This is a genomic window from Kitasatospora sp. NPDC050543 (genome assembly GCF_044457565.1).
Classification (GTDB): Bacteria; Actinomycetota; Actinomycetes; order Streptomycetales; family Streptomycetaceae; genus Kitasatospora.
The window spans coordinates 1-23,655 of the sequence record NZ_JBITGZ010000021.1 but is presented as its reverse complement, the minus strand read 5'-3'; the positions used below and the strand labels follow the sequence as shown (position 1 = coordinate 23,655).

Sequence of the window (23,655 nt, the reverse complement as noted above, 5' to 3'; positions counted from 1 at the left end):
CGCAGGCCGGACGGACGGACCGGCGGTGTGTCAGCCACCGCCCGCGCCCCCGCGGTCCCACGGCCAGTCCGGCCAGGGATCTGTGTACCTACGGATGCGGCGTCCTGTCAGGCAATGGTCGGCACGCGAAGGGGAGTTGGCGTGAATAGAACACCTGAACGTCCGGTGGAGATGTCTTGACACCGCAGGGTGCACGTGGTGGATGTGCAGTGTGCGACCTGTGTGGCACCGGTGGCGGCCGGCGCCTGCTGCCAGAGGTGGGCCGGGCGGCTCAGCCGCGGCCGTCGATCAGCTCCCCGTACGCCTGGACGAGGTCCGGCAGTCGCAGCGTGGCGAGGTCCTCCCGGCCGGGCGGCTCGCGCAGCAGCGAGAGCCGCAGGTCGCGGTAGGCGCAGGACTTCTCGTAGAGCGTGCGCATGAAGCGTCCGTTGCCGAGCTCGTCGATCCAGCCCTCGCGGACCACGTGTGCGCAGATCGAGCCGAGCTCCTCCGCCGCGTCCTCGTCCCAGCTGTCGCCGTCCCGTTCGGCCAGGGTGGCGCCGATCGCGGTCAGCTCGCCCGGGCGGTAGCTGGGGAAGTCGACCCGGGTGGTGAAGCGGGAGTTGAGGCCGGGGTTGGTGGCCAGCAGCCGGTTCATGCCCTCGGGGTAGCCGGCCAGGATCACCACCAGCCGGTCGCGGTTGTCCTCGGCCCGCTTGAGCAGCACCTGAAGGGCCTCGTCGCCGTACGCGTCGCCCTTGCTGTAGCCGGAGTTGGAGAGGCTGTAGGCCTCGTCGATGAAGAGCACGCCGTCCAGCGCGGAGTCGATCAGCTCGTTCGCCTTGACGGCCGTCTGGCCGAGGAACTCGCCGACCAGGTCCGCTCGCTGGGCCTCCACCAGGTGGTCGCCGGAGAGCAGGCCGAGGGCGTGGAACACCCGGCCGAGGATCCGGGCCACCGTGGTCTTGCCGGTGCCGGACGGGCCGGAGAAGACGAAGTGGCGCTTGGGCGGCTGCACGGGCAGGCCCTGGCCCGCCCGCAGTCGCGACATCCGCAGCTGCGCGGAGAGCGCGCGGACCTGGCGCTTCACCGGCTCCAGCCCCACCATCCGCTCCAGCGCCGCGAGCGCCGCGTCCAGTTCCTCCTGGCCGGCCGCGCGGCCGCCGAGCGCGGGCGGGCCGGTGTGCGGCGTGAGTGCGGCGGGGCGGGCCGGTGGGGCGGGGGTGGCGGCGGACGGCCCGCCGGGGGAGTCGGCGCGCTCGCCCGCGGTCTGCGGCGAGGATGCCCCGGGGTCGCCGGGGTCACCCGGTGCGCCGCCGGACTGCCCGGCCCCGAAGCCGTCCAGGGCGCCCTGGATGCCCGGGAAGCCCTCCTGCCCGCCGCCGTACCCCTCCTGAGGGGCCGCCGGTGCCGAGAGGCCCTCGTCCGTCTCGAAGTCGTCCGGGGCGAAGCCCTGCTCGGGGCAGAGGTCGTCCTGCGCCGCGTAAGCGTCCTCCGTCTCGACCTCCTCGTCGACGTCGTAGCCGTCCGTCCCGTACCCGTCCCCGCCGAGCCCGTCGGTGCCCGAGTCCCGCCCGCCGCCCGCGCCCACCCCGGGCATGCTCTCCAGCAGCGCGTCCACCAGCCCGTCCTCGGCGGCGATGGCCGCCAGCCGGGCGGCGGCGTCCATGAACGCCGGGTCGGCGCGGTGCACGGCCCGGTACAACGGCAGGGCGGCGGCGCTGCGCCCGGCACCCTCGTACGCCCGGGCCAGCCAATAGCGCAGCTCCTTGCGCTGCGGCTGCTCGGAGCGGCAGCGGGCGAGCGAGGCGGCCAGTGGGCCCTGGGCCTGCGCGCACATGTCCAGCCGGACCCTGGCCATGCCGCTGAACAGCCCGGCCTCGATGCCCAGCAGCGGGTCGTCCAGCAGCCGGTCGGTGTCCCGGATCAGCTGCTCCCAGTCCTTGAGCAGGTAGGAGCGGCAGGCGTGCAGGAAGCGTACGGAGGCGTCCTGCTCGGCGGGAGGGCAGAGTTCGAGCGCGCGGTCCAGCTCGCTCAGGTGCCTCCCGTCCAGCCAGTGCGAGGCGTGCGCGAGGGCGAGATCGCGGGCGTCCTCCAGGACCGGCTGGACCCACCAGCCCAGCCAGTACCAGGAGCTGAGGGGCCGTCGGTGGCGCAGCCGCTGCTCGCCGAAACGTTTCTGGTGCCGGTGCATCGCCAGCAGGGCGCCCGAGGTGTCGCAACGCAGGGCGTGCAGCCCGAGCCAGGCGTCGGCCATCCCCGGGTCCAGCTGGACGGCCGCGCGGAACTCCTCCTCGGCGCGGGCGTACGCTCCCGCCGTGTAGGCGTCCATGGCGCGCAGCCAGGCGCGGTCGGCGAGCCTGTTGGGGCCCCCGCCACCCGAGTTGTTGCTGTCGGAACTCTCCACCGTCGTCACTCACGCCCCCCGCGGTGTGCATCGAGGCCCGTCGGCTAAGGGTCCGCCAGTAGTCGAAGAGCCCCCGGGGCGCACATGCGCCTGCCTGGAATCGTACCGGCGCTGCGCTGATCCGGAAGGGTGCCGCGCCAGGTCAAATGAAAGCGGCGGCACGGCGGTTGGTGTGCGGGGAGGAGAACGGCACCTCCGGCTCACGGGGGAACAAACCGGAGATGCCGTGTCTGATGTTGCTCGCTCAACAAACGCTGCAACGAGTGAGAACCTAGTTCGTCCCGGTGCGACCGGTCAAGGGCATGCCCGCAGTTCACGGGGGGTGTCCGGGACAATCCGCCCGGTCACGCCGTCAATTCTCAGCTGCGCGTGCGGACGGGACGGGTCGTCGGTGAAGTGCGCCCGTTCGGCGAGCGCCCAGCCGGCCCAGAAGTCGGCCAGTGCAGGGCCGTCCCGCCGCTCGCCGCGTCGGCGCGACTCCTCCGGGCCGAGCTCCATCCAGATCAGCCCGGCCAGCCAGGGACGCAGCTCCCGCCGGCCGGCGCCCACCCCCTCGACCAGGACCACGGGCGCGGCCGGCACCCGCCGCACGGTCGCGAACTCGCGCAGGGTCCAGTCGTAGACGCGGTGCTCGGCGTCCCGTCCGGCGGCCAGCGGCTCGAGGACCTGGGCGCGCAGCCGGCCGACCCAGCCGAACAGCTCCTCGTGGGTGGCGAGATCATCCAGGTGCACCACCGGGGCGCCGCCGAGGGCGGCCGCCAGGGCGGTGGCGAAGGTGGTCTTGCCGGAGCCGGCGTGCCCGTCCACGGCGATCAGCCGCACCGGCCCGCAGGAGGGCGGCAGCGCGGCGAGCTCCGCGGCGAGCGCGGTCAGCTCGGCGGAGCCGCCCTGGACACCGTCCGAATCAGCCACACCGGCCACTCTACGGCGAAGGCCGCTCCCTCACGGACGGTGAGAGAGCGCAGGTCGTGACGGGCGGCCCAGGATCGGGCATACTCACATCGCCACGCATGTGAACGACCGTTCACCGCAATCCGGTGCCGGTCGGGCCGACCTGCCAACCCCGTGCCGGGCCCGCCACCACGGGGCCCGGTGCCCGATCGAGGAGGCGACCTACCGCCATGAGCCCCGCACCCGCGAAAGCCGTGGACCGTCAGCTGCCCAGCGAGGAGGCCAGGGAGCTCCTGAGCCTCACCCGGGACCTCGTCCAGCGCGAGATCCAGCCCCGCGCCGCCGAGGACGAGGCCGCCGGGCGCTTCCCCCGCGAGGTGTTCCGCACGCTCGGCGAGGCCGGCCTGCTCTCCCTGCCGTACGGCGAGGAGCACGGCGGCGGCGAGCAGCCGTACGAGGTCTACCTCCAGGTGCTGGAGGAGCTCGCCGCGGGCTGGCTGGCGGTGGGGCTCGGCGTCAGCGTCCACACCCTCTCCTGTCACGCCCTGGCCACCTTCGGCACCGACGAGCAGCGCGCCGAGTGGCTGCCCGGCATGCTCGGCGGCGACCAGCTGGGCGCGTACTGCCTCTCCGAGCCGCAGTCCGGCTCCGACGCCGCCGCCCTGCGCACCCGCGCCGACCTGGACGGTGAGGACTACATCGTCAGCGGCACCAAGGCGTGGATCACCCACGGTGGCCAGGCGGACTTCTACAGCGCCCTGGTCCGCACCGGCGAGGACGGCTCGCGCGGCATCAGCTGCCTGCTGGTGCCGGCAGGGGCGGCCGGGCTCTCGGCGGCGCCGCCGGAGCACAAGATGGGCATGCGCTCCTCGCCGACGGCGCAGATCCACTTCGACGGTGTGCGGGTGGGGCGCGAGCGCCTGATCGGCGCGGAGGGCCAGGGCTTCCAGATCGCGCTCTCCGCACTGGACTCGGGCCGGCTGGGCATCGCCGCCTGTGCGGTGGGCGTCGCCCAGGCCGCGCTGGACCTCGCCACCGACTACGCCCGTACCCGGCGCCAGTTCGGCCGCCCGATCGCGGAGTTCCAGGGCCTGTCGTTCATGCTCGCGGACATGGCCACCCAGATCGAGGCCGGCCGCTCGCTCTACCTCGCCGCGGCCCGCCGCCGCGATGCCGGGCTGTCCTTCTCCAAGGAGGCGGCGATGGCCAAGCTGTTCTGCACCGACGCCGCGATGCGGGTCACCACCGACGCGGTGCAGGTGCTGGGCGGGTACGGCTACACCCAGGACTTCCCGGCCGAGCGGTACATGCGTGAGGCGAAGGTGCTGCAGATCGTCGAGGGCACCAACCAGATCCAGCGGCTGGTCATCGGCCGCCACCTCACGGCCGGCTGAACCGGCTGAACCGCTGCCGCCCCCGGCTGCGGGCCCGCTCGATGCGGGCCACGTAGCCGGGGGCGGTTGCTTCGTACGATCGGGGAGCCGGCCCCCCGGCACCCGGGAGCTCCCGCCGGGCGGGCGCCGCAGCGCAGGCGGCGCCCGCCCGGTGCCGCGTGACGGCGCGGCGCGACAGCCGTGCCGTGCAGGCTCCGGGGTGTTCCCCGGGGCGGCCGGCGGCCGGCTCCCGTGGTCGCCAGCGTCAGCGGCGGGCCAGCTGGGGCCGCGAGCGCTGGGCCGGCACCCGCGCCGCAGGTGTGTGGACGGGGCTGTGGCCGAAGGCGTGCGAGAAGGGCTGGGTACGCCAGTCCAGCGCGGCCGGCAGCGCCAGCAGGTCCTCCAGGCCGGGGGCGACGGAGTCCGCCGCGAGGTCCACCTCGGGCAGGTCGTCCGTCGGCGCGCCGGAACCCGCGCAGAGCGCGGGGGAGAAGGGGTGCCAGGCGGTCGGCAGTACGGCGTGCTGCGGCAGCCGCTCCTCGTCGCCCACCAGGGCGATCGGGCGGTCGCACGCCGGGCAGTGCACCCGGATGATCTCCCAGGTGTCGGCCTCGCCCGGGTCCGCCCCCGGGGTCGGGCCGTACGCGACCGCGAAGTCCTCGCGGTCGCTCGTATCGTGGGCGTCGTCCGCGCTCAGCGAGCGCTGGTCGGCAGTGGGCATGCTGATCCCCCTCGGATCGGGCCCGGCCGGGTCGGCCAGGGCCACAACCAGCACTTCCCGCAGTGGTCAGCTCATAATCCTGCGGTCCGTGGCACTGTGATGCATCAGGTGTGTCGTTCGCCACATTCACCCGGCATGTGCCCGCCCGTAGCCCGCCCGCACCTCTCCCACGGCCGGTGCGCCGCACGCCGCGCCCTCCGGCGCCCGGTGGCGGGTACGCGCCCCCGGTGGTATCCCAACGGTCGGCAATCCACCCCCGGGGGCAGTAGGTTTGCGCCTTGTGGAGGATGTCGATCAGCGCATCGTTCAGCTGCTCCTCGCGGACGGCCGGATGAGCTACACGGACCTGGGCAAGGCCACCGGCCTGTCCACCTCGGCGGTGCACCAGCGGGTGCGCCGCCTCGAACAGCGCGGGGTGATCCGCGGCTACACCGCGATCGTCGACCCCGACGCCGTCGACCTGGCGCTGACCGCCTTCATCTCGGTCAAACCCTTCGACCCCAGCGCGCCCGACGACACCCCCGAGCGTCTCGCCGGCCTGCCCGAGATCGAGGCCTGCCACAGCGTCGCCGGCGAGGAGAACTACATCCTCAAGGTCCGCGTCGGCGCCCCGGGTGACCTGGAGGACCTGCTCGCCCGCATCCGCAGCGCCGCCGGGGTCTCCACCCGCACCACCGTCGTGCTCTCCACCCCGTACGAGGCCCGGCCCCCCAAGATCTGAGCCGGCCGGGGCGCGCCGGGCGGCTCACCGCCGGCCAGGCGCCCCCACGAGGGGCCGCCCGCCCCCGCAAGGCCGCGCCCCGGAGGACGGGGGCCGTCCGTACGGGTGCAGACTGGTGCGCATGACCGAACGCACCTCCCGGACCGTGCTGCTGCGCGGCGGCTCCGTCTACAGCCCCGCCGACCCCTTCGCCACCGCGATGCTCGTCGAGGGCGAACACGTCGCCTGGGTCGGCAGCGACGGCGCGGCCGAGGCCTACGCCGACATCGCGGACGAGATCGTCGAGCTCGACGGTGCGCTGGTCACCCCCGCCTTCGTGGACGCCCACGTGCACGCCACCGCCGCCGGTCTGGCGCTCACCGGCCTCGACCTGACCGGCTGCCCCTCGCTCGCCGAGGCCCTCGCCCGGATCGCCGCCTTCGCCGCCGCCCACCCGGGCGACGGCGTCCTGATCGGCCACGGCTGGGACCAGACCGCCTGGCCCGAGGGGCGCCCGCCGACCCTCGCCGAGCTCGACGAGGCGGCCGGCGGCGCCGCCCTCTACCTCTCCCGCACCGACGTCCACTCCGCGCTCGCCTCCACCGCCCTGCGCGCCCTCACCCCGGGCCTCGCCGACGAGCCCGGCCACACCGCCGAGGGCCCGCTGGCCCGCGAGGCCCACCACGCCGTCCGCCGGACCGCCCTCGCCCACGTCGGCTCCGAGCAGCGCCGCCGCGCACAGCGCGCCACCCTCGCCCGCGCCGCCGAGCTCGGCATCGGCTCGCTGCACGAGTGCGCCGGCCCCGACATCTCCTCCGAGGACGACCTGGCCGAGCTGCTCGCGCTCGCCGCCGAAGGCGAGGGCCCCGAGGTTTTCGGCTACTGGGGCGAGCTCGGCGGCCCCGGCCGCAGCGGGGTGGAGACCGCCCGCCGCCTCGGCGCCGTGGGCGCCGGCGGGGACCTCTTCGTGGACGGCGCGTTCGGCTCGCACACCGCCTGTCTGCACGTCCCCTACGCGGACGCGCCGCACACCGGCACCGCGTACCTGACCACCGAGCAGATCGCCGACCACGTCGCGGCCTGCACCGAGGCGGGCCTGCAGGCCGGCTTCCACGCCATCGGCGACGCCGCGATCACCGCCGTCCTGGACGGCGTGCGCGCGGCCGGCGACCGGGTCGGTCTCGCCCGGGTGAGGGCACTGCGCCACCGCGTCGAGCACGCCGAGACGCTGGACGACAAGTCCGTCGCCGCCTTCGGCGAGCTCGGCCTGGTCGCCTCCGTCCAGCCCGCGTTCGACGCCGCCTGGGGCGGGCCCGAGGGCATGTACGCGCAGCGCCTGGGCGCCGCCAGGGCCGCCGCGCTCAACCCGTTCGCCGCGCTGCTGCGCGCCGGGGTGCCGCTGGCCTTCGGCTCGGACGCGCCCGTCACCGCCCTCGACCCGTGGGGTACCGTCCGTGCCGCGGCCTTCCACCGCACTCCCGAGCACCGGATCTCCGTCCGGGCCGCCTTCACCGCCCACACCCGGGGCGGCTGGCGGGCGCTGGGCCGCGACCAGGACGGTGTGCTGGTGCCCGGCGCGGCCGCCAGCTACGCGGTGTGGGCGGCGCGGGAGCTGGTCGTCCAGGCCCCGGACTCCCGGGTCGCCGGCTGGTCCACCGACCCCCGCTCCGGCACCCCCGGCCTGCCCGACCTCACGCCCGGCCGCCCGCTGCCGGTCTGCCTGCGCACCGTGGTCCGCGGCCGCACCGTCCACCAGGCCTGAGCCACCCACGCCCGGGGCGCAGCCCGCCCGGACCGGCCCGGCCCGGCCCGAGCGAGATCATCCTGAGATCCCGGTGCCGGGCATTCCGGGGTACCGTCTTCGGACAGCGTCCGAACTACGGACGGTGCAAGACGCGCGAACAGTACGACCAGAGAGATGGTGCGCAGGTGGCACTGCCCGTCACGCAGGAGCAGCCCGAGGCGGCCCCCGAGGCGCAGGCCTCCCGGGCACCGGCCTCCGGGCGGGCCGCCCGCGCCCTCGCCAAGGTCCGCGCCGGGCTCCCCCGGACGGCGCTCGCGGTGCTGTGCGGCCTGCTCCTCGGCCTGGCCTTCCCGCCGTACGACCTGTGGCCGCTGTCGATCGTCGGCGTCGCCGGGCTCTCGCTGCTCACCCGCGGCCGTACGGCCCGTCAGGGCGCCTGGACGGGCTTCGCCTTCGGCCTGCCGTTCTTCGTCCTTCTGCTCAGCTGGCTCACCGTGGTCGGGCCGGACGCGATGATCGGCCTGTCCATCGTCGAGGCGCTGTTCCTGGCCGCCCTCGGCGCCGCGCTCGCCGTCTCCTCACGGCTGCGCGCCTGGCCGCTGTGGGCGGCCTGCCTCTGGGTCACCCAGGAGTGGGCACGCGACCGCCTCCCGCTGGGCGGCTTCCCCTGGGGCCGGCTGGCCTTCGCCAACACCGCCACCCCCTTCACCCCGCTCGCCGCGCTCGGCGGAGCGCCGCTGGTGACCTTCGCCGTCGCGCTCTGCGGCACCCTGCTGGCCTGGGCGGGGCTGCGGCTGCGCCCAGGCCCGCGCCGGGCCCCGCGCGCCGCCGCCCTGGCCTCGCTCGGCGCGGTGGCGGCGATCCTCGCCGGGTACCTGGTGCCCGTCCCGACCGCGCCGGCCGACACCTTCAAGGTCGCCGTCATCCAGGGCAACGTGCCCAACCCGGGCATGGACTTCCTCGGCCGCCCGATGATGGTCCTCAACAACCACGCCTCGGCGACCGAGCGGCTGGCCGCCGACATCGCGGCGGGCCGCGCCGAGCGTCCCGACGTGGTGATCTGGCCGGAGAACTCCTCCGACCTGGACCCCTTCGGCGATCCGGCCGCGTACCGCAGGATCGACGACGCCGTGCGCCGGATCGGCGTCCCGACACTGGTCGGCACGCTGGTGGACGGCCCGGACGAGCAGCACGTGCAGAACGAGGGCATCGTCTGGGATCCCAGGACGGGCCCGGGCGCCTCGTACACCAAGCAGCACCCGGTGCCCTTCGGCGAGTACGTGCCGTTCCGTGACCAGCTCTCCAAGGTCATCACCCGCCTCCAGCGGGTCGCCCGCGACTTCTACCCCGGCACCACCACCGGCGTGATGCAGCTCGGCCCGGCGAAGATCGGCGACGTGATCTGCTTCGAGGTCGCCTACGACGAGATCGTCCGCGACACCGTCAACAAGGGCGCCCGGGTGCTGGTGGTGCAGACCAACAACGCCACCTACGCGCTGAGCGGCCAGCCCGACCAGCAGCTGGCGATGTCCAGGCTGCGGGCCGTCGAGCACGGCCGGGCCGTGCTGATCGCCGCCACCAGCGGCATCAGCGCCGTGATCGCCCCCGACGGCTCGATCGTCAGCCGCACCCACGAGCTGACCGCCGCCGAGCTGTCCGCCGTGGTGCCGCTGCGCGACGGCACCACCGTCGCCGACCGGGTCGGCGCGGCGCCCGAGTGGACGCTGGCCGTCGCGGGCCTGCTGGCCTGCGGCGCGGGCGTGCTGGCGGGCCGGCGCAGGCGGACAGTCGCCGGCCACCCCGCCGAGGGTGACGCCGCCGCAGCGCCCGCCCGGAGCGCGGCCGAGTCCGCCGCGCCCAACAAGCCCACCGCACCGGCCGCACCTGCTGCGCCCGCCGATCCCTCCGCGTCCACGGCGCCCGCCGAGCCCGGCACCGACGCCGGCGTCGGAACACGCGGCGAGGCGGGTTCGTTGTCCCAGGTGGTGCCGTAGCCGGCCCGGACTTCCCCGGGCCGGTGCGCAGAGCACCGCGATGGAGTGGATTCGTACCGTGACCCAGCAAGCTACCCCCGCCCGTCCGGCCCCCAGGGGCAAGCTCCGGCGGGTGCTGCCGCTGCTGATCACCCTGTGGCTGGTGCTGGAGATCTGGCTGCTGATCCAGGTCGCCTCGGTGCTCGGCGGCTTCGGCGTCCTGCTGCTGCTCGCCGGCGGCGTGTTGCTCGGCGGCTGGCTGATCAAGCGGGCCGGGCGCAGGGCGCTGTCCGCGGCGATCGACCAGACCCGTGACCCCAGGCCCCGGCAGGTCCAGACCGGTACCAGCCTGACGGTGCTCGCCGGGCTGCTGCTGATCATCCCCGGCTTCCTCTCGGACGTGCTCGCGCTCACCCTGCTGTTCCCGCCGACCCGGGCGCTCTGGCGTGCGGGCGGCCGCCGGCTGGCCGGTACGGCGCTGCGCAGCACCTCGCCCGCCGGCGCCGCGCCCTTCGCCGACGCGGTGCGGTTGCAGGAGCAGCTGCGCATCCACCGCCCCGACGGCAAATTGATCCAGGGCGAGGTGGTGGAGCCCGGGCAGGGTCCGCGGGACCCGCAGGGCCCGGACCTGGAGTACCGCCCGCCGATCGCCGGCTGAGCAGCCGGATCGCGAGAGGGCCGGATCGCGTGAGGGCACCAGCGCGTGAAGGCCGCAGCGCGTAGGGCGGACGCGGGTACGCGAAAGGGGCCCTGATCACTCAGGGCCCCTTTTCGAGTGCGCCCGCCGTGGCGGGCGCCGGGTCAGGCGCTCTTGCGGGTGTCGCGGGGGTGGACCGCGAGGTTCATCCCGCCGGAGCGGAGCACGGCCAGCCGCTCGGCCAGCACCTCCTCCAGCTCCTCGCGCGTCCGGCGCTCCATCAGCATGTCCCAATGGGTACGCGTGGGCTTGGTCTTCTTCTCTTCCGGCTCATCGCCGTCGAGCAGTACTGCCTCCTGGCCACAGAAGCGGCATTCCCAGGCCGAGGGGATCTCCGCCTCGACGGAGAAGGGCACCTCGAATCGGTGTCCGTTCTGACATGCATACTCGACGGTCTGGCGGGGAGCCAGATCGATACCACGGTCGGTCTCGTAGCTAGTGGCCCCGAGTCGCGTGCCGCGGAGAGCTCGCTCGCTCATGAATCGTGCCTCCCGGGCTTATGGCCCACAGGACTAGTTGGTCGCTGTCTTCGTCGTTCGGTCAACGCGCGGCTGTCGACGAAGATTCCCGTCCGGGGACATGCGTCGTCTGTCGTGCCGTCCCTGTTTGTACCCATCGGCGCCCGATTTGTCACATCTGGCCGGTGATATCACCCTAGGTGTCACTTCTCTCACATCGGGTGATCGTTTCGACGTTCTACCACGAGCGTACCGGGACGGGATCCGCTGGCGCCGCCCGCCCCCGGTGCTCGGGGGTGGCGGGGCGCTCGGGCGGTGCTCACCACACCGGGCGCGGGCGCGCCCCGGAGTGCTCCTTGGCGGGGTCGGCGACCGGGTCGGCGGCCACCTCCGCACCCTGCCGGGCGTCCATCGCCGTGGCGGGCGTGGCCGGGGGGTGCTCCGGGCGGGCCGGCGGCTCGACGGGCGGCGCGGCGGCCTCGGTGCGGGTGTCGTGGTGCGGGAGCAGCGCGATCACGGCGTCCCGCAGCTGGGCGGGTGCCTCGTCGTCCAGCGGGTCCACCGTCGCCGGGACCTGGAGCCTCACCGGCGCGGTGTTGCCGATCCGGGCGTAGCCGCGACCGGCCGGAGCGTGCACGGCGGGTGCGATGTCCAGGGGTGCGCCGAGCGCGGCGTGTCCCTCGTCGGCGGTGGTCGGGCCGAGGACGACCCGGGCGCGGGTGGTGGCGCGGACGGCCGGGGTGATCCGGTCACGGGCCTCCATGTCGTCGGCGATCACCACGGTGACCCGGGCGGCCCGGCCGTGCCGCAGCGGGGTCTCCAGCAGGTCCTGCGGGTCCGGGCGGCCCTCGGCGTGGGCGAGCTCGCTGAGCTCGGTGGGGTGGTCCAGCAGCAGCCAGAGCGGGCGGGTGGCGTCCTCGGGGGGCTGGGTGCCGGCCTGCCGGGCGGCGTTGAGGGCGGCCAGCCGCCGTTCGGTCTCGCGCGCCGCCCACTCCAGGGCCGCCAGCGTGCCGTGCAGGCTGGTCTCCACGGTGTGCACGCCGGGACGGTTGACCAGGCAGGCGTGCTCGCCGGTGCCGGCGCCGTCGATCACCACCAGGTCGCCGAACGGCAGCGCCTGGAGCGCGATCGAGCGGAGCAGGGTGGAGGTGCCGTAGCCGGTCGCACCGAGGGCCAGCAGGTGCGGCTCGGAGCTGCGCGGGCCGGTGCGCCAGATCACCGGCGGCTGCTGGGCGGAGACGCCGGCCTGGTTGACCGGGATCATGCGGGGGCTGCCGGCCTCGTCGGTGAAGCCGAGCACGATCTCGCCCGGCGCGGTCACGAAGCGCTGGGCGGCGATGTCGGTCGGCAGCGGGGCGAGCGCGCTGATCCGCAGCCGGTTGGACTCCTCGTCCCAGTCGAAGCGGTACTCCCGGGCGCGGCCCGCCTTGCCCTGGATCACCTGCTCGATCCGGGCCCGGGCGCCCGGTTCGGTGTCGGTGAAGTATGCCGGGTAGGTGATCTCCAGCTCGGCCAGCCGCCCGTCGCCGTCGAACGCCCAGTTGCCGAAGGCCGTCCGGTAGTCCCCCTCGAAGCGGTAGAGCGGGCTGAGGTCCTCCGGCCCGGCCAGGTACGGGGTGAGCGCGGTGTACAGCGCGGCGAGCTTGAGCTCGGCGACGTCCGGCTCGGGCGGGGTGGGCGGGCCCTTGGGGGAGCGTCCCACCCAGGCGGCGCTGGCCATCAGTGCCACCAGGGCGAACAGTGGCCCGTGCGGCAGCAGGAAGATGCCGACCAGGCAGGCCGCGCCGAGGAAGAGCGTGGGGCCGCGCCGGTCCTTGGGGGTGGCCCGCCACCGGTTCCTGGTCCACTCGGCGTGGCGCCGCAGCCCGCGCCCGATGAGGGTGAGCGGCGCGAACATGTCGGCGGCGTGGTCGCCTGCCGTACGGGCGAGGTCGCGGCTCTTGGTGAGATGGCGGTTGAGGGACATTCCTTGACTCCCCGGGCGGATGGGACGGTCGGTGGGGGCTGGTGGAGCAGCGGGCTGGGTGGAGCAGGGGCTGGTGAAGCAGGGGCGGGCCCGGGGCGGTGGGATCCGCGCCCGGGCCCGTACGGGGAGTGGCGGCTCAGAACTTGATGCCGCCGAGCAGGCCGGCCAGGCTGGCGCCGCCGGCCGTGATGCTCGGGGCGATGGAGGAGCCCGCCACGTAGAAGCCGAGGAGGGCGCAGACCAGGGCGTGGGACGGCTTTAGTCCGTCCCGGCGGAAGAACAGGAAGGCGATGGTGCCGAACAGGACGATTCCGGAGATAGAGAGGATCACGCGTCTGCTCCTCGGTGAGGGTGACTGGGACAGCGTCACGGAAAGTGCCCTAATCGTGACAAAAAGTAATAGATGATGGAACGGCGCAAATGGGTGGTTCCCTTTCGGATCGCCGATCGGTGGCGTACGCGAACCGCCCCGGTTCGGCCTTGCCGGGCCGCTCCCCGGCTGCGCCGAGGCATTCCCGCGGCGGTGGCCGGAAACAGCCGGTGGCCGACCGAAGTTCGCTCGAACGGCGGCGTAACCAACGCGCCCGCGTGTCCTACCCCGCAGGGCGTGTTCCCGGCGCGCCGCGGCGCGCCGGGAACACGGCCGCCCCGGCCTCGGCGCCACATTCCGGACAGTCGCTGGATCGCCCCCGCGCCCGCCGCTACGGTGCGGTACGTCACCCTCCGTCGAAAGGTTCACCATGGCCGACTCCGCCGACCCCACGCCGCAGACCCCCGACGCCGAGGTCGTCGAACTGGCGGGTCGGCTCTTCGACGCCGCCCGGACGGGCGACTCGGCGACGCTCGCCGCCTACGTCGACGCCGGCGCACCCGCCAACCTCTCCAACGACCGGGGCGACACCCTGCTGATGCTGGCCGCGTACCACGGCCACGCCGCCACCGTGCAGGTGCTGCTGGAGCGGGGCGCCGATCCGGACCGCGCCAACGACCGGGGCCAGACCCCGTTGGCCGGCGCCGTCTTCAAGGGTGCGGACGACGTCCTGGACGTCCTGCTCCAGGGCGGCGCGGACCCGGCCGCCGGCACCCCCTCCGCCGTCGACACCGCCCGGATGTTCGGCAAGGAGGACCTGGTCGCCCGCTTCGAGGACCGCTGACCGCCCGGGCGGGCGCACCGCCTGCCCCGAGCCGGGCGAGCGGCCCGCGGGCCTGCCCCGGCACCCCCGCGTCGTAGGCTGGTCCACCATGGAGAACACCCTGGAGACCACCGTCGACATACGAGTGACCGGCTACGGCCACCCGGACGCCCAACGCCTCTCGGCGGAGGTCCAGGAGGAGTACGTGCGCCGCTACGGCGACCCCGACCTCACCCAGATGCACCCGGACGACTTCGAGCCGCCGGCCGGTCTCTTCCTGATCGCCTACCTCGGCGGTGAGCCGGTGGCCTGCGGCGGCTGGCGCGCCAAGAAGGCCGACCCGCACGGCCTGCGGGACGGCGACGCGGAGCTCAAGCGGATGTTCGTCGCGCCGGCCGCGCGCGGCCGGGGCCTGGCCCGCGCGGTGCTGCGCCGCCTGGAGGAGACCGCCGCCGAGGCGGGCCGCGTCAGAGTCGTCCTGGAGACCGGCACCGAGCAGCCCGAGGCCATCGCGCTCTACACCTCCACCGGGTACGGCCCGATCCAGAAGTTCGGCATCTACCGCGACCACCCGCAGAGCGTCTGCCTCGGCAAGGAGCTGCCGGCCGGCGAGGCCCCGGCGCCCTGACCCGCCCGTTGACCCGCCCCTGACACGCCGACAGGATCCGCCCCGCTCAGCGCGGTCCGGCAGGCCGCGAGCTGGGTAGGCTCCCCGCCGACGGCGAGGAAGGTGGGGACATGACAGCGGGGGACATGACGGTCGGCAGCGGCCCGTTGACGGCGCTCGTACGGGAGGGCGTGCGGCGGGCGGGCGTCGGAGCCGTCTGGGCGGCCGGCGGCGCCGAGGGCATCCGGGCGCATGGCTGCTCCGGCCCGGCCGGCCGCGGCTCACCGCGGCCGGCGATGGCCCAGGACACCGTCTTCGACCTGGCCAGCCTCACCAAGATCGTCGCCCTCTGGCCCTGTGTCGGCGCCCTCTGGCAGGCCGGGCGGCTCCCGCTGGACGACCCCCTCGGCACGTACTGGCAGGAGGTCACCGGCCTGCCGGTCGGCGCCCTGACGGCGCGCCGACTGCTCACCCACACCTCGGGCGTCCCCCTGCGGACCAACTTCGAGCGGCTCTACGGCACCGACCCGGCCGCGATCCGGGCCGGCGTGCTCGCCGCGCCGCTGCACCGGCCGCCGGGGGAGGCCGTCGAGTACACCGACCGGTCCGCGATCATCCTCGGCTACCTGGTCGGGTCGCTCACCGGCACCCCGCTCGCCGAACTCGCCGCCCGCGAGGTCTGGCGGCCGCTGGGCATGACCGACACCCGGTACGGCCCGCTCACCGGCGAGCTGCTGGAGCGCACCGCTCCCACCGAGTACCACGAGAGCACCGGCGGCTACCTCAGGGGCGTGGTGCACGACCCGTCCGCCCGGCTGCTCGGCGGCGTCTGCGGCAGCGCCGGCGCCTTCGCCACCGCCGGGGACCTGGGACTCTTCCTGACCTCCCTGCTGCGCCCCTCGGCCCGCGAAGACTGGGTCGAGCGCTCCCTGCGCGAGCACACCAACGGCCTCACCCCGACCCGCGGCCTCTCCTGGCTCTGCGCGGCCGGAGCGGACCCGGCCCACGGGATCTTCATGCACTACGGCTTCACCGGTACGGCGATCTGGCTCTCCCGCAGCCTGGGCCGTTGGGCCGTGCTGCTCACCAACAAGGTCCACTACAGCCGCGACATCCAGCTGCTGACGGACCTGCGCACCGCCTTCCGCCGCGAGGTCTTCGGCAGCTAGCAGCGCGGTGGCCGGAGCACACCTCGCCGCGCCCGCAGCCGGGTGGCCCGCGGAGCGGCCCGGGCCGGCGCCGGTGATGCGGCAGGGGTCAGAGCTCGATGACGGTCACGTGGTTCCCGCAGAGCGCGGTGAGGTCCTCCGGACCGGCGGTGAGGACGGTGGTGGGCCCCGCCGTGGCGAGTGAGGTGGCGGCCGGCACGGCGTCGATCACAAGGTGGGACAGCATCCACTTGAGGGCCGGCCGTCAGATGAGTGTGCGCCAGTAGTACCAGAAGCGGTTGAGGACCAGCAGGGCGATGACGGCGTACCAGAGCGCCGGGACGGCCCAGTGGTAGCGGGCGGTCTCGCGCACCACCGGGCGCAGCGGCCGGGGGACGGGGATGACGCCGCCGCGCAGGTTGTGCAGGGTGGTGTACCAGAACAGCGCGAACGTGGCGGCCCAGACCACCATGCAGTACGGGCAGAGCGCCCCGATGTCGTAGAGCGCCGCGGTGATCAGCCAGTGCACCATCGCCAGACCGAGCAGTGCGCCCAACTGGAGGCCGAGCCAGAACCAGCGGTGGAAGGCCGCGCCCGCCAGCAGCGCGATGCCTATCGTCAGCAGCGCGGCGAACCCGGCGAGCCCGAGCAGGGAGTTGGGGAAGCCGAAGGCCTCGGCCTGCTCGCTGCGCATCACCGAGCCGCAGCTGACGATCGGGTTGATGTTGCAGCTGGGGATGTACGAGGGGTCCTTGAGCAGCCGGAGCTTGTCCAGCGTCAGTACGGCCGAGGCGATCAGGCCGAGCAGCCCGGTCAGCGTCAGCAGCAGCGCGAAGGCGCGGCCGGCCGGGATGGGCGGGCGGCCGGGCGTGGTCGGGGCGGACATGGGCGCACTCCGGTGAGGTTGGAGAGACCTTCGAGGTGAGGGGAGAGGAGCCGGCCCGGCCGGTGGCGGCCGGGCCGGCGGTGCTCAGTGTGCGGCGGTGGCCTGCTGGATCTGTGCGGTGAACTGCTCCGGCGACATGGTCCGGCCGCCACCCGCGAACAGCGTGAGCGGCTTGCCGTCGAGCTTCACGGTGGGGGTGCCGGTGACGCCGCTGGAGTCGAAGGCGGTGGCGACCTTGGCGGCCCAGGGGGCGTAGGTGCCCTCGGTGACGGCCTTGGTGAAGGCGTCGGTCTTCAGGCCGGGCACCTTGTCGGCGAGGGTGAGCAGGTGGTTGACGTCGCCGAAGGCGTCCTCGCGCTCGTCGGGCTGGTTGGCGTAGAGCACGTCGTGGAACTGCTTGAACTTGTCGACGCCCTCGTTGAGCGCGGCGCCGGCGGCGGCCAGTGCCGTGTGCGAGCCCTTGCCGCCGAGGTTGGTGTCCAGGAAGGCGGCCAGGTGGTACTCGATCTTGTAGGTGCCGTCGTCCGCGAGCTGCTGGACGGCCTTGCCGTCGGCCGACTCGAAGGTCCTGCAGACCGGGCAGCGGAAGTCCTCGAACACCTGGAGGGTGTGCGGGGCGTCGGCCTTGCCGTAGACGACCAGGGTGCCGTCGGGGCCGGAGGTGTTGGCGGGCACCACCAGCGGGGCGGAGGCCGCGGTGACATCGACAGTGTCCGTGGCGGCGGCGCCGTCGGAGCTCGCCGCGTTGATGGCGAGGGCGGTGCCGCCGGCCAGGGCGAGGAGGGCGGTGGCCGACACGCCGATCACTATCCGGCGGCGCAGCCGGTCGGCGCGGGCCTGGCGCTCGTGGGCCTGCTGGATCCGCTCGCGTGCGGTGAGCCGGTCGGCGTGGTTCTGGTTCTGCTTCTGGTTCTGGGTCATGGCTGGTCAACTCCTGTACGGCTGCGCGGGCGCGGGTGCGCGCCGTTCCGCAGGGCCGCGCGGTGTACGGCGGCGCGCCTGCGGGCGCTGGACGGTGGTCGGGGCGGGGGCCCGTGCCGGGTGCCGTCCGTCGGTGCCGGGGTGCTTGCGCGGCTCGGTCGAGCAGTGCGCACACCCGGCGCCCGTACCGCTGCGGCACGGCTCGTGCACGGCACTCCTAGGAGCAGGAGCGGCGGGAGCGGCAGGGGTGGGCGGACGGCGTCAGCAGGCGGGCGCGAACACCGGTGGGCCGCGCCGGGGAGCTGGGCTGAGTACGACGAGCTCGCGCCGTGGGCGCGGTCGGTCGGAGGCCGGCAGGGGCACCCGCAGCACCGGCCTGGCCGGCACCGGGGCGAGCAGCAGCAGGAACCGCAGCGGGGTGGCGACGCTCTGGCGCAGCGAGCGCAGCGCGCGGGCCAGGCCGCTCAGTGCGGCGTCGCCCAGGCGCAGCCAGACGGCGGCGGCGAGCGCGATCGCCAGATGCACCAGCAGGACGAACAGCTGCGTCAGGGCGGGTGCCACCGGGCCGGGGTGGCCCAGCTGCTCGGAGAGGAACGAGCCGTCCACCGAGCCTCCGCCGCAGACCAGCAGGCCCATCCCGCGGGTGGGCAGGTGGTCGGGCCCGAGGGCCGGGGCGCAGGTGGCCTGGCCGAGGTTGAAGGTCGTGTTGAGCAGCAGTTCGACGGGGACGAGCACCGCCGTTATCTGCACCAGCCGGCGCTCGGACCCGGCCAGCACGGCCGCGACCAGGAAGACTGCGACGGTCGCGGCGGCCACCAGCGTGAGCGGTAGCGGGCGGCCGGTCAGGACGACCTGGCCCAGTGCGGACAGGGGCACGGCGAGCGCGGTGAACACCGCAGCCCGCAGGGCCCTGGTCGCATGGGTGGACGTCATGCTCCGGAGTATGCCATGGGGTGGGCGCAGGGCACGAGGGTGTGTCAGGGTTCTCCGGCCGACGGGGAACGGATGCCGTGTCATCGGTCGTCTGTCCGGATGGGACGACGATGGCGTTCACCCTTGCGATGGGTTGCGCGATCACGGCCGGTGGTGGTCCGTCAGCCGGCGCAGGCTGATTGCACAATCGGCTGATGGACGATGCCCCCCACCCTCAGCTGCCGCCGCCGATGCCGCTGCTGCCGACGGCCCCTTCGCCACCCGTGTTCCACCCGTCGCACTTGCCACACCCCTCCTTGGCTCCCGAGTTGATCGAGTGGCACGCGTTGCCCGCGCTGCCCGAACTGTCCGAGTTGCCGGAGCTGCCGGAGGCTCCCGTAGCCCGGCCGCCGCACCTCCCGCACCTCCCGCATCTGCCTCACCTGCCCCACGTACCGCATCCTCCCCATCCTCCCCATCCTCCCCATCCTCCCCATCCACCTCGGCCGCCGGAGCCTCCGGAGCTGCCCTGCCCGCCGTCCCCGCCCGCGGTGCCGGATCCGCCCGCGCCCACCCCGCCGCCGGCTCCGGAACCGTCCGTCCCCGCTCCACCGCAGCCTTCGCAGCCGGTGCCCACGCCCCCGGCTGCGCCGAAGGCCCCGCTGCCCCCGGTGCCTGCACCGGCGAAGGCCGAGGCCCCGGCGGCCGCCCCGCACCAGGAGGCACCCGCCTCACCCGCGCCGCGCCCGGCCAAGGCCGTACCCGCCGTGGCGGTGGTGCCGCAGGCACCGCCCACCGCGCCGCCACCCGCCCCACCTGTCGTGCACGCACCCGCGCTGGTGGCCGCCACGGCCGTCCCGGCCGCGCCGCCGCTGTCCGCACCCCCTGCTCCGCCCGGTCTCGAACCGACCGTGTGGGCCGTCGTCCTGCTCGTCACCGTTCTTGTCCCGGCCGCGCTGGCCGCCCTCTTCCACCCCTCGCCCCGGAGTCTCAGATGAACCTCGCCCCGCTGATCGGTGCCACCACCGCGATCACGGTCGCCGTCGCCAGCCTCGCCACCGCGCACCGGATGCGCCCCGCACTCCCCGAGGGTGAGGAGGCCGAGGGCCCGCACCCCGCGCTGTCGACCATCGGCGCCGGCCTGCTCTCCGGGTTCGTGCTGCTGACGGGCTTCCTGGTGGCCACCGGCTGGGCCGCCCACACCACCAACGTCGTGCCGCCCATCGGCCTGTACGCCGCCGATGTGGCCGCCGGGTCCGCCGTCCTGCTCTACCCCGCCCTCGCGGGCCTCCCCTTCACCGCGCGTCACGCCACCGCCGTCGCCTTCTTCGGCGCACTGGTCGGCTACACGCTCTCGCTGGCGATCCAACTCCGGCCCTAGCCGGGCGCGTCGGCGCACCGGTCGCGCGGCGGGGTGCTCCTCGCCCGTCCGCCCATGGGCCGGTGCGCCGACACCGGCCCCGGCCCTACGCTGGACTGGGACCGCCGGAGTCCCGCCCGGCCGCCCGCCTCTCGGAGTCCGCCCGCCTCTCCGGCCGTCCCGAGAGGTCCGGTCGTGCCTCGGAAGGGGTGAGCGCCTTGACGAAGCGCGTGACCACGGTGGGGGATGCGTTGCTGGCCCGGCTGGCGGCGCAGGCCGAGGTGCTGGCCGCGCTGGAACCGGCCGTGCGGGCCGACGAACCCGACGCCGTCCACCGGATGCGGGTGGCCTGCCGGCGGCTGCGAAGCGCCCTGCGGACGTACCGCCGGCTGCTCGCCGCCGGCCCCGCCCGGGACCTGGCGACCGAGGCGAAGTGGCTCGGCGCGGCGCTCGGGCAGGCCAGGGACCACGAGGTGCTGCGGGAACGGCTGCTCGCGGCGGCCCGGGAGCTGCCGGCCGAGTGCGAGCCGCAGCGCACCGCCGAGCGGCTGACGGCCTGGTCGGAGCGGGAGTACCGGCGGGCCTGGCCCGAGGTCGTGGACGCGCTCGACAGCCCGCGCCACCGCGCCTTCACCGAGGCGCTGGACCGGCTGCTGGCCGATCCGCCGCTGCGGGGCCGTGCCCGGCGTCCGGCCGGCCCCGAACTCGCCCGCATCGCCGCCCGCGAGCAGCGCCGCACCGCCGTACGGGTACGCCGGGCGCTGGCCACCGGCGCCGGGCCGGAACGCGACCTGGCGCTGCACGAGGCCCGCAAGGCGGCCAAGCGCGCCCGGTACGCGGGGGAGACCGCGAAGCCGGTGGCCGGGCGCCCGGCCGAGCGTTACACCGAGCGGATGAAGGCGGTCCAGGACGCGCTGGGCGAACACCAGGACGCGGTCGTGGCGGCGGGCGCGCTGCACACGCTGGCGGAGAACGGCGGGCCGGACGCCTTCGTCTTCGGGGTGCTGTACGGCGGGCAGCTCGCGGCTGCGGCGCGGGCGCGCGAGGAGCTGCCGGGCGCCTGGGCCCGGGCGGCGAAGCGGAAGCTCAGCCGCCTCGCCTGAGCCGCCGCGAGGCTTCGGGGCTCCGGGGTTCCCGTCCCCTCGGCTCGCTTCTCACGCATCCGGTTCCGGTGCGGGTTCCAGCCCGGCGGCCAGCGCGGCGGTCCGCAGGACGTCCCGCAGCATCGGGGTGGTCAGCCGCCCGGTGTACGTGTTGCGCGGGCTGACGTGGTAGCAGCCGTACAGCTCCAGCGGCGCACCGCCGTGGGCCGCCGGCAGGGTGGCGTGCGCACCGTGGCCGAAGCGCGGCCGGGGCCGGGGCGGCTCCCAGCCGGCGGCGGCCAGCGCCGGCAGCAGCGCCTGCCAGGCGAAGCCGCCGAGCGCGACCACGGCCCGGACGGTGGGCCGCAGCAGCGCGAACTCGCGGGCGATCCACGGGCGGCAGGTGTCGCGCTCCAGCGGGGTGGGCCGGTTCTGCGGCGGGGCGCAGCGGACGGGGTCGGTGATCCGCACGCCGTGCAGCTCCAGGCCGTCGCCGAGCTTGACCGAGTGCGGCCGGGAGGCGAGGCCCAGGTCGTACAGCGCGGCGTAGAGCAGGTCCCCGGAGGGGTCGCCGGTGAAGATCCGGCCGGTACGGTTGGCGCCGTGGGCGGCGGGGGCGAGTCCGACCAGCAGCAGTGCGGCGTCCGTCGGGCCGAAGCCGGGCACGGGACGCCCCCAGTACTCCCAGTCCTGATAGGACTTCCGCTTGGTGCGGGCGGCCTCCTCACGCCAGCCGACCAGCCTCGGGCAGGCCCGGCAGCCGACCACGACCGCGTCCAGCGCGGCGAGCCGCCCTGCCCGGGCGGCGGCGCGGGCCGGGAAGGAGGGGTCGTCCGGGCTGGCGGCGCGGCTGGGCGAAGGCTGCGCGAACGGGCTGGGCTCCGGCATGCGCCGATCCTACGCAGGGCGCCCGAGCTGCCCGTTCCGGCCGCGCCCGCTCAGGCGTAGCGTGGAAGCAGTTGCTCCGGTTGCCGTCCGCCCCACCGGGCAGGGACGGCGGCCGGAGTGCGGTAGCGCCCGAGGTGACAGCGATGCTGATTGTCGATGTGGTGGTGGCGGTCGTACTGCTGGCGGCGGTCTGGGCCGGGTTCAGCCTGCGCGTGGTCCAGCAGTACCAGCGGGGTGTGGTGTTCCGGTTCGGGCGGGTGCGGCAGGAGATCCGCCAGCCGGGGATGGTGTTCCTGCTGCCGGCCGCCGACCGGCTCCGTAAGGTCAATGTGCAGATCGTGACGATGCCCATTCCCGCCCAGGAGGGCATCACCCGGGACAACGTGACCGTCCGGGTGGACGCGGTGGTCTACTTCAAGGTCACCGACCCGGTGCTGGCCACCGTCAACGTGCAGGACTACGACTTCGCGATCTCGCAGGTCGCGCAGACCTCGCTGCGGTCGATCATCGGCAAGAGCGAGCTGGACGACCTGCTGGCCAACCGCGAGCCGCTGAACCAGGGCCTGGAACTGATGCTGGACAGCCCGGCGCTCGGCTGGGGGATCCAGATCGACCGGGTGGAGATCAAGGACGTCGCGCTTCCGGAGTCGATGAAGCGCTCGATGTCCCGGCAGGCGGAGGCCGAGCGGGAGCGCCGGGCGCGGATCATCACCGCGGACGGCGAGTTCCAGGCCTCGGCCCGGCTCTCGGAGGCCGCGGCTGTCATGAGCGCCACCCCGGCGGCGCTCCAGCTGCGGCTGCTGCAGACCGTGGTGGAGGTCGCGGCGGAGAAGAACTCGACGCTCGTCCTGCCGTTCCCGGTGGAGCTGCTGCGCTTCCTGGACAGCGCGACCGATGCCCAGGTTCTGGCGGCCGCGGCGTCCGCCGCCAAGGCCGAGGCGGCGCTGACCGGCGGTGAGGAGCCGGAGCTGGCGGAGGCCGCGGAGGCCGCGGATGCCGTGGAACAGCTGGAACTGCCGCCACTGGAGGAGTTGCTGGCGCAATCGCCGCTGGACGGTGTGACCGAGCGGCGCCTGGAGGACGGGTCCGCGCCGGACGACCACGGGGCGGACGCGCACGCGGCGAACGGGCACGACAGGGTGAGGCCCCCGGGCCCGGTGGCGGACGCCCCGGGAGCGGACCAGGATGGAGTAACCGGACTGGGCAGGCAGGGTCAGGAGGGCCGATCATGACGAAGGCCAGTGACATCATGCACACGGGGGCGGAGTGCGTCGGCCCGGGTGACACACTCGCCGACGCCGCGAGAATCATGAAGGAGCGCGACGTCGGAGCGCTGCCGATCTGTGACGAGAAGCAGAAGCTGCTCGGCATCATCACCGACCGCGACATCGTGCTGAAGTGCGTCGCCGAGGGCGGTGACCCGGCCGAGGTCACCGCGGGCGACCTGGCCCAGGGCTGGCCGATGGTGGTCGAGGCCGACGAGGACACCGATCAGGTGCTCCGGGTGATGGAGCAGTACCAGGTTCGCCGGCTGCCGGTGATCGACCACCCGGACCACAAGCTGGTCGGGATGATCAGCGAGGCGGACATCGCGCGCAGCCTCCCGCAGGCGCGGGTCGCCGAGTTCGTCACGGCGGTGTGTGCGGAGTAGCCCGGGTCGTACGGGTCGTGGAGCAGGGGTTCGCGCGGTGGCGGGGGGGGGGGGGGGTGGGCCCCCCCCCCCCCCCGGGGCCCCCCCGGGGGGGGGCGCCCGGGTTTAACCACCCCCGCCCGCCGCCCCCCCCCCGGCCCCTGGGGGCCGGGCCCCCG

General features: G+C 74.7%; 24 protein-coding genes. 13 read left to right on the top strand and 11 right to left on the bottom strand.

Annotation, left to right across the window (positions count from 1 at the left end):
- Positions 1-271: 271 nt before the first annotated feature.
- Together ACIBH3_RS24045 and ACIBH3_RS24040 are read right to left on the bottom strand one after the other, a co-directional pair.
- Entirely contained in the window at positions 272-2,311 is a 2,040-nt protein-coding gene (locus ACIBH3_RS24045; protein WP_396314199.1) for an AAA family ATPase, read from the bottom strand.
- 369 nt (positions 2,312-2,680) lie between these two features.
- A complete protein-coding gene (locus tag ACIBH3_RS24040; protein ID WP_396314116.1) occupies positions 2,681-3,298 on the bottom strand; it encodes a hypothetical protein in 618 nt (205 codons plus the stop codon).
- Between the two features lie 209 nt (positions 3,299-3,507).
- On the opposite strand from ACIBH3_RS24040, the gene ACIBH3_RS24035 reads away from it, so the two are divergent.
- Entirely contained in the window at positions 3,508-4,671 is a 1,164-nt protein-coding gene (locus ACIBH3_RS24035) for an acyl-CoA dehydrogenase family protein (protein ID WP_396314115.1), read from the top strand.
- A gap of 244 nt (positions 4,672-4,915) precedes the next feature.
- Here ACIBH3_RS24035 and ACIBH3_RS24030 read toward each other — a convergent pair whose 3' ends face one another.
- The gene (locus tag ACIBH3_RS24030; RefSeq protein WP_396314114.1) at positions 4,916-5,371 is read right to left on the bottom strand and encodes a hypothetical protein; all 456 of its coding nucleotides are present in this window, start codon (positions 5,369-5,371) and stop codon (positions 4,916-4,918) included.
- 280 nt (positions 5,372-5,651) lie between these two features.
- Here ACIBH3_RS24030 and ACIBH3_RS24025 point away from each other — a divergent pair, with 280 nt between their 5' ends.
- The 4 genes from ACIBH3_RS24025 to fxsA all read left to right on the top strand — a co-directional run bounded on the left by ACIBH3_RS24025 (position 5,652) and on the right by fxsA (position 10,446).
- Positions 5,652-6,092, top strand: coding sequence for an Lrp/AsnC family transcriptional regulator (locus tag ACIBH3_RS24025; protein WP_396314113.1), 441 nt, complete (start codon positions 5,652-5,654; stop codon positions 6,090-6,092).
- A gap of 121 nt (positions 6,093-6,213) precedes the next feature.
- Positions 6,214-7,833: an amidohydrolase gene (locus tag ACIBH3_RS24020; RefSeq protein ID WP_396314112.1), complete on the top strand. Its 1,620-nt coding sequence runs from the start codon at positions 6,214-6,216 to the stop codon at positions 7,831-7,833.
- Between the two features lie 167 nt (positions 7,834-8,000).
- The gene (lnt, locus tag ACIBH3_RS24015) at positions 8,001-9,809 is read left to right on the top strand and encodes an apolipoprotein N-acyltransferase (RefSeq protein ID WP_396314111.1); all 1,809 of its coding nucleotides are present in this window, start codon (positions 8,001-8,003) and stop codon (positions 9,807-9,809) included.
- Positions 9,810-9,867: 58 nt separating this feature from the next.
- Positions 9,868-10,446 (top strand): FxsA family membrane protein, encoded by a 579-nt coding sequence (fxsA, locus tag ACIBH3_RS24010; protein WP_396314110.1) that lies wholly within the window; start codon positions 9,868-9,870, stop codon positions 10,444-10,446.
- A 143-nt stretch (positions 10,447-10,589) separates the two neighbouring features.
- Here fxsA and ACIBH3_RS24005 read toward each other — a convergent pair whose 3' ends face one another.
- The 3 genes from ACIBH3_RS24005 to ACIBH3_RS23995 all read right to left on the bottom strand — a co-directional run bounded on the left by ACIBH3_RS24005 (position 10,590) and on the right by ACIBH3_RS23995 (position 13,240).
- The gene (locus ACIBH3_RS24005) at positions 10,590-10,964 is read right to left on the bottom strand and encodes an RNA polymerase-binding protein RbpA (RefSeq protein ID WP_030396357.1); all 375 of its coding nucleotides are present in this window, start codon (positions 10,962-10,964) and stop codon (positions 10,590-10,592) included.
- 298 nt (positions 10,965-11,262) lie between these two features.
- Positions 11,263-12,909 (bottom strand): hypothetical protein, encoded by a 1,647-nt coding sequence (locus tag ACIBH3_RS24000; RefSeq protein ID WP_396314109.1) that lies wholly within the window; start codon positions 12,907-12,909, stop codon positions 11,263-11,265.
- A 136-nt stretch (positions 12,910-13,045) separates the two neighbouring features.
- The gene (locus tag ACIBH3_RS23995) at positions 13,046-13,240 is read right to left on the bottom strand and encodes a hypothetical protein (protein WP_396314108.1); all 195 of its coding nucleotides are present in this window, start codon (positions 13,238-13,240) and stop codon (positions 13,046-13,048) included.
- Between the two features lie 409 nt (positions 13,241-13,649).
- Between ACIBH3_RS23995 and ACIBH3_RS23990 the strand changes: the two genes are divergently transcribed.
- The 3 genes from ACIBH3_RS23990 (at position 13,650) to ACIBH3_RS23980 (ending at position 15,818) form a co-directional block, all read left to right on the top strand.
- Positions 13,650-14,063: an ankyrin repeat domain-containing protein gene (locus ACIBH3_RS23990; protein WP_396314107.1), complete on the top strand. Its 414-nt coding sequence runs from the start codon at positions 13,650-13,652 to the stop codon at positions 14,061-14,063.
- 88 nt (positions 14,064-14,151) lie between these two features.
- A complete protein-coding gene (locus ACIBH3_RS23985; RefSeq protein ID WP_396314106.1) occupies positions 14,152-14,670 on the top strand; it encodes a GNAT family N-acetyltransferase in 519 nt (172 codons plus the stop codon).
- A gap of 110 nt (positions 14,671-14,780) precedes the next feature.
- Positions 14,781-15,818, top strand: a complete 1,038-nt coding sequence (locus ACIBH3_RS23980; RefSeq protein WP_396314105.1) for a serine hydrolase domain-containing protein — start codon at positions 14,781-14,783, stop codon at positions 15,816-15,818.
- An 88-nt stretch (positions 15,819-15,906) separates the two neighbouring features.
- On the opposite strand, the gene ACIBH3_RS23975 is transcribed toward ACIBH3_RS23980, so the two are convergent.
- The 4 genes from ACIBH3_RS23975 to ACIBH3_RS23960 all read right to left on the bottom strand — a co-directional run bounded on the left by ACIBH3_RS23975 (position 15,907) and on the right by ACIBH3_RS23960 (position 18,537).
- On the bottom strand, positions 15,907-16,044 hold the full coding sequence (locus tag ACIBH3_RS23975; protein WP_396314104.1) for a hypothetical protein: 138 nt from the start codon (positions 16,042-16,044) through the stop codon (positions 15,907-15,909).
- An 18-nt stretch (positions 16,045-16,062) separates the two neighbouring features.
- Positions 16,063-16,683: a vitamin K epoxide reductase family protein gene (locus tag ACIBH3_RS23970; RefSeq protein WP_396314103.1), complete on the bottom strand. Its 621-nt coding sequence runs from the start codon at positions 16,681-16,683 to the stop codon at positions 16,063-16,065.
- An 84-nt stretch (positions 16,684-16,767) separates the two neighbouring features.
- A complete protein-coding gene (locus tag ACIBH3_RS23965) occupies positions 16,768-17,604 on the bottom strand; it encodes a DsbA family protein (RefSeq protein ID WP_396314102.1) in 837 nt (278 codons plus the stop codon).
- A gap of 261 nt (positions 17,605-17,865) precedes the next feature.
- Positions 17,866-18,537 (bottom strand): hypothetical protein, encoded by a 672-nt coding sequence (locus tag ACIBH3_RS23960; protein WP_396314101.1) that lies wholly within the window; start codon positions 18,535-18,537, stop codon positions 17,866-17,868.
- 650 nt (positions 18,538-19,187) lie between these two features.
- Between ACIBH3_RS23960 and ACIBH3_RS23955 the strand changes: the two genes are divergently transcribed.
- The 3 genes from ACIBH3_RS23955 (at position 19,188) to ACIBH3_RS23945 (ending at position 20,979) form a co-directional block, all read left to right on the top strand.
- Positions 19,188-19,514, top strand: coding sequence for a hypothetical protein (locus tag ACIBH3_RS23955; RefSeq protein ID WP_396314100.1), 327 nt, complete (start codon positions 19,188-19,190; stop codon positions 19,512-19,514).
- Entirely contained in the window at positions 19,511-19,897 is a 387-nt protein-coding gene (locus ACIBH3_RS23950) for a hypothetical protein (RefSeq protein WP_396314099.1), read from the top strand. The genes ACIBH3_RS23955 and ACIBH3_RS23950 overlap by 4 nt, the downstream gene beginning before the upstream one ends.
- A 197-nt stretch (positions 19,898-20,094) precedes the next feature.
- Positions 20,095-20,979: a CHAD domain-containing protein gene (locus ACIBH3_RS23945; RefSeq protein ID WP_396314098.1), complete on the top strand. Its 885-nt coding sequence runs from the start codon at positions 20,095-20,097 to the stop codon at positions 20,977-20,979.
- Positions 20,980-21,030: 51 nt separating this feature from the next.
- Here the strand turns inward: ACIBH3_RS23945 and ACIBH3_RS23940 are convergent, their stop codons facing one another.
- The gene (locus ACIBH3_RS23940; RefSeq protein ID WP_396314097.1) at positions 21,031-21,846 is read right to left on the bottom strand and encodes a uracil-DNA glycosylase; all 816 of its coding nucleotides are present in this window, start codon (positions 21,844-21,846) and stop codon (positions 21,031-21,033) included.
- A 143-nt stretch (positions 21,847-21,989) separates the two neighbouring features.
- On the opposite strand from ACIBH3_RS23940, the gene ACIBH3_RS23935 reads away from it, so the two are divergent.
- Together ACIBH3_RS23935 and ACIBH3_RS23930 are read left to right on the top strand one after the other, a co-directional pair.
- Positions 21,990-23,078 (top strand): slipin family protein, encoded by a 1,089-nt coding sequence (locus tag ACIBH3_RS23935; protein ID WP_396314096.1) that lies wholly within the window; start codon positions 21,990-21,992, stop codon positions 23,076-23,078.
- Positions 23,075-23,497 (top strand): CBS domain-containing protein, encoded by a 423-nt coding sequence (locus ACIBH3_RS23930; protein ID WP_396314095.1) that lies wholly within the window; start codon positions 23,075-23,077, stop codon positions 23,495-23,497. Before ACIBH3_RS23935 ends, ACIBH3_RS23930 begins: the two co-directional genes overlap by 4 nt.
- Positions 23,498-23,655: the final 158 nt, after the last annotated feature.

What these genes read in the sequence shown, in the direction of transcription:
- ACIBH3_RS24045 (WP_396314199.1), bottom strand. Translation starts at nt 2,311, where the DNA reads ATGGACGCCTACACGGCGGGAGCGTACGCCCGCGCCGAGGAGGAGTTC.
- ACIBH3_RS24035 (WP_396314115.1), top strand. Translation starts at nt 3,508, where the DNA reads ATGAGCCCCGCACCCGCGAAAGCCGTGGACCGTCAGCTGCCCAGCGAG.
- ACIBH3_RS24030 (WP_396314114.1), bottom strand. Translation starts at nt 5,371, where the DNA reads ATGCCCACTGCCGACCAGCGCTCGCTGAGCGCGGACGACGCCCACGAT.
- ACIBH3_RS24020 (WP_396314112.1), top strand. Translation starts at nt 6,214, where the DNA reads ATGACCGAACGCACCTCCCGGACCGTGCTGCTGCGCGGCGGCTCCGTC.
- ACIBH3_RS24005 (WP_030396357.1), bottom strand. Translation starts at nt 10,964, where the DNA reads ATGAGCGAGCGAGCTCTCCGCGGCACGCGACTCGGGGCCACTAGCTAC.
- ACIBH3_RS24000 (WP_396314109.1), bottom strand. Translation starts at nt 12,909, where the DNA reads ATGTCCCTCAACCGCCATCTCACCAAGAGCCGCGACCTCGCCCGTACG.
- ACIBH3_RS23990 (WP_396314107.1), top strand. Translation starts at nt 13,650, where the DNA reads ATGGCCGACTCCGCCGACCCCACGCCGCAGACCCCCGACGCCGAGGTC.
- ACIBH3_RS23985 (WP_396314106.1), top strand. Translation starts at nt 14,152, where the DNA reads ATGGAGAACACCCTGGAGACCACCGTCGACATACGAGTGACCGGCTAC.
- ACIBH3_RS23980 (WP_396314105.1), top strand. Translation starts at nt 14,781, where the DNA reads ATGACAGCGGGGGACATGACGGTCGGCAGCGGCCCGTTGACGGCGCTC.
- ACIBH3_RS23975 (WP_396314104.1), bottom strand. Translation starts at nt 16,044, where the DNA reads ATGCTGTCCCACCTTGTGATCGACGCCGTGCCGGCCGCCACCTCACTC.
- ACIBH3_RS23970 (WP_396314103.1), bottom strand. Translation starts at nt 16,683, where the DNA reads ATGTCCGCCCCGACCACGCCCGGCCGCCCGCCCATCCCGGCCGGCCGC.
- ACIBH3_RS23965 (WP_396314102.1), bottom strand. Translation starts at nt 17,604, where the DNA reads ATGACCCAGAACCAGAAGCAGAACCAGAACCACGCCGACCGGCTCACC.
- ACIBH3_RS23960 (WP_396314101.1), bottom strand. Translation starts at nt 18,537, where the DNA reads ATGACGTCCACCCATGCGACCAGGGCCCTGCGGGCTGCGGTGTTCACC.
- ACIBH3_RS23950 (WP_396314099.1), top strand. Translation starts at nt 19,511, where the DNA reads ATGAACCTCGCCCCGCTGATCGGTGCCACCACCGCGATCACGGTCGCC.
- ACIBH3_RS23940 (WP_396314097.1), bottom strand. Translation starts at nt 21,846, where the DNA reads ATGCCGGAGCCCAGCCCGTTCGCGCAGCCTTCGCCCAGCCGCGCCGCC.
- ACIBH3_RS23935 (WP_396314096.1), top strand. Translation starts at nt 21,990, where the DNA reads ATGCTGATTGTCGATGTGGTGGTGGCGGTCGTACTGCTGGCGGCGGTC.
- ACIBH3_RS23930 (WP_396314095.1), top strand. Translation starts at nt 23,075, where the DNA reads ATGACGAAGGCCAGTGACATCATGCACACGGGGGCGGAGTGCGTCGGC.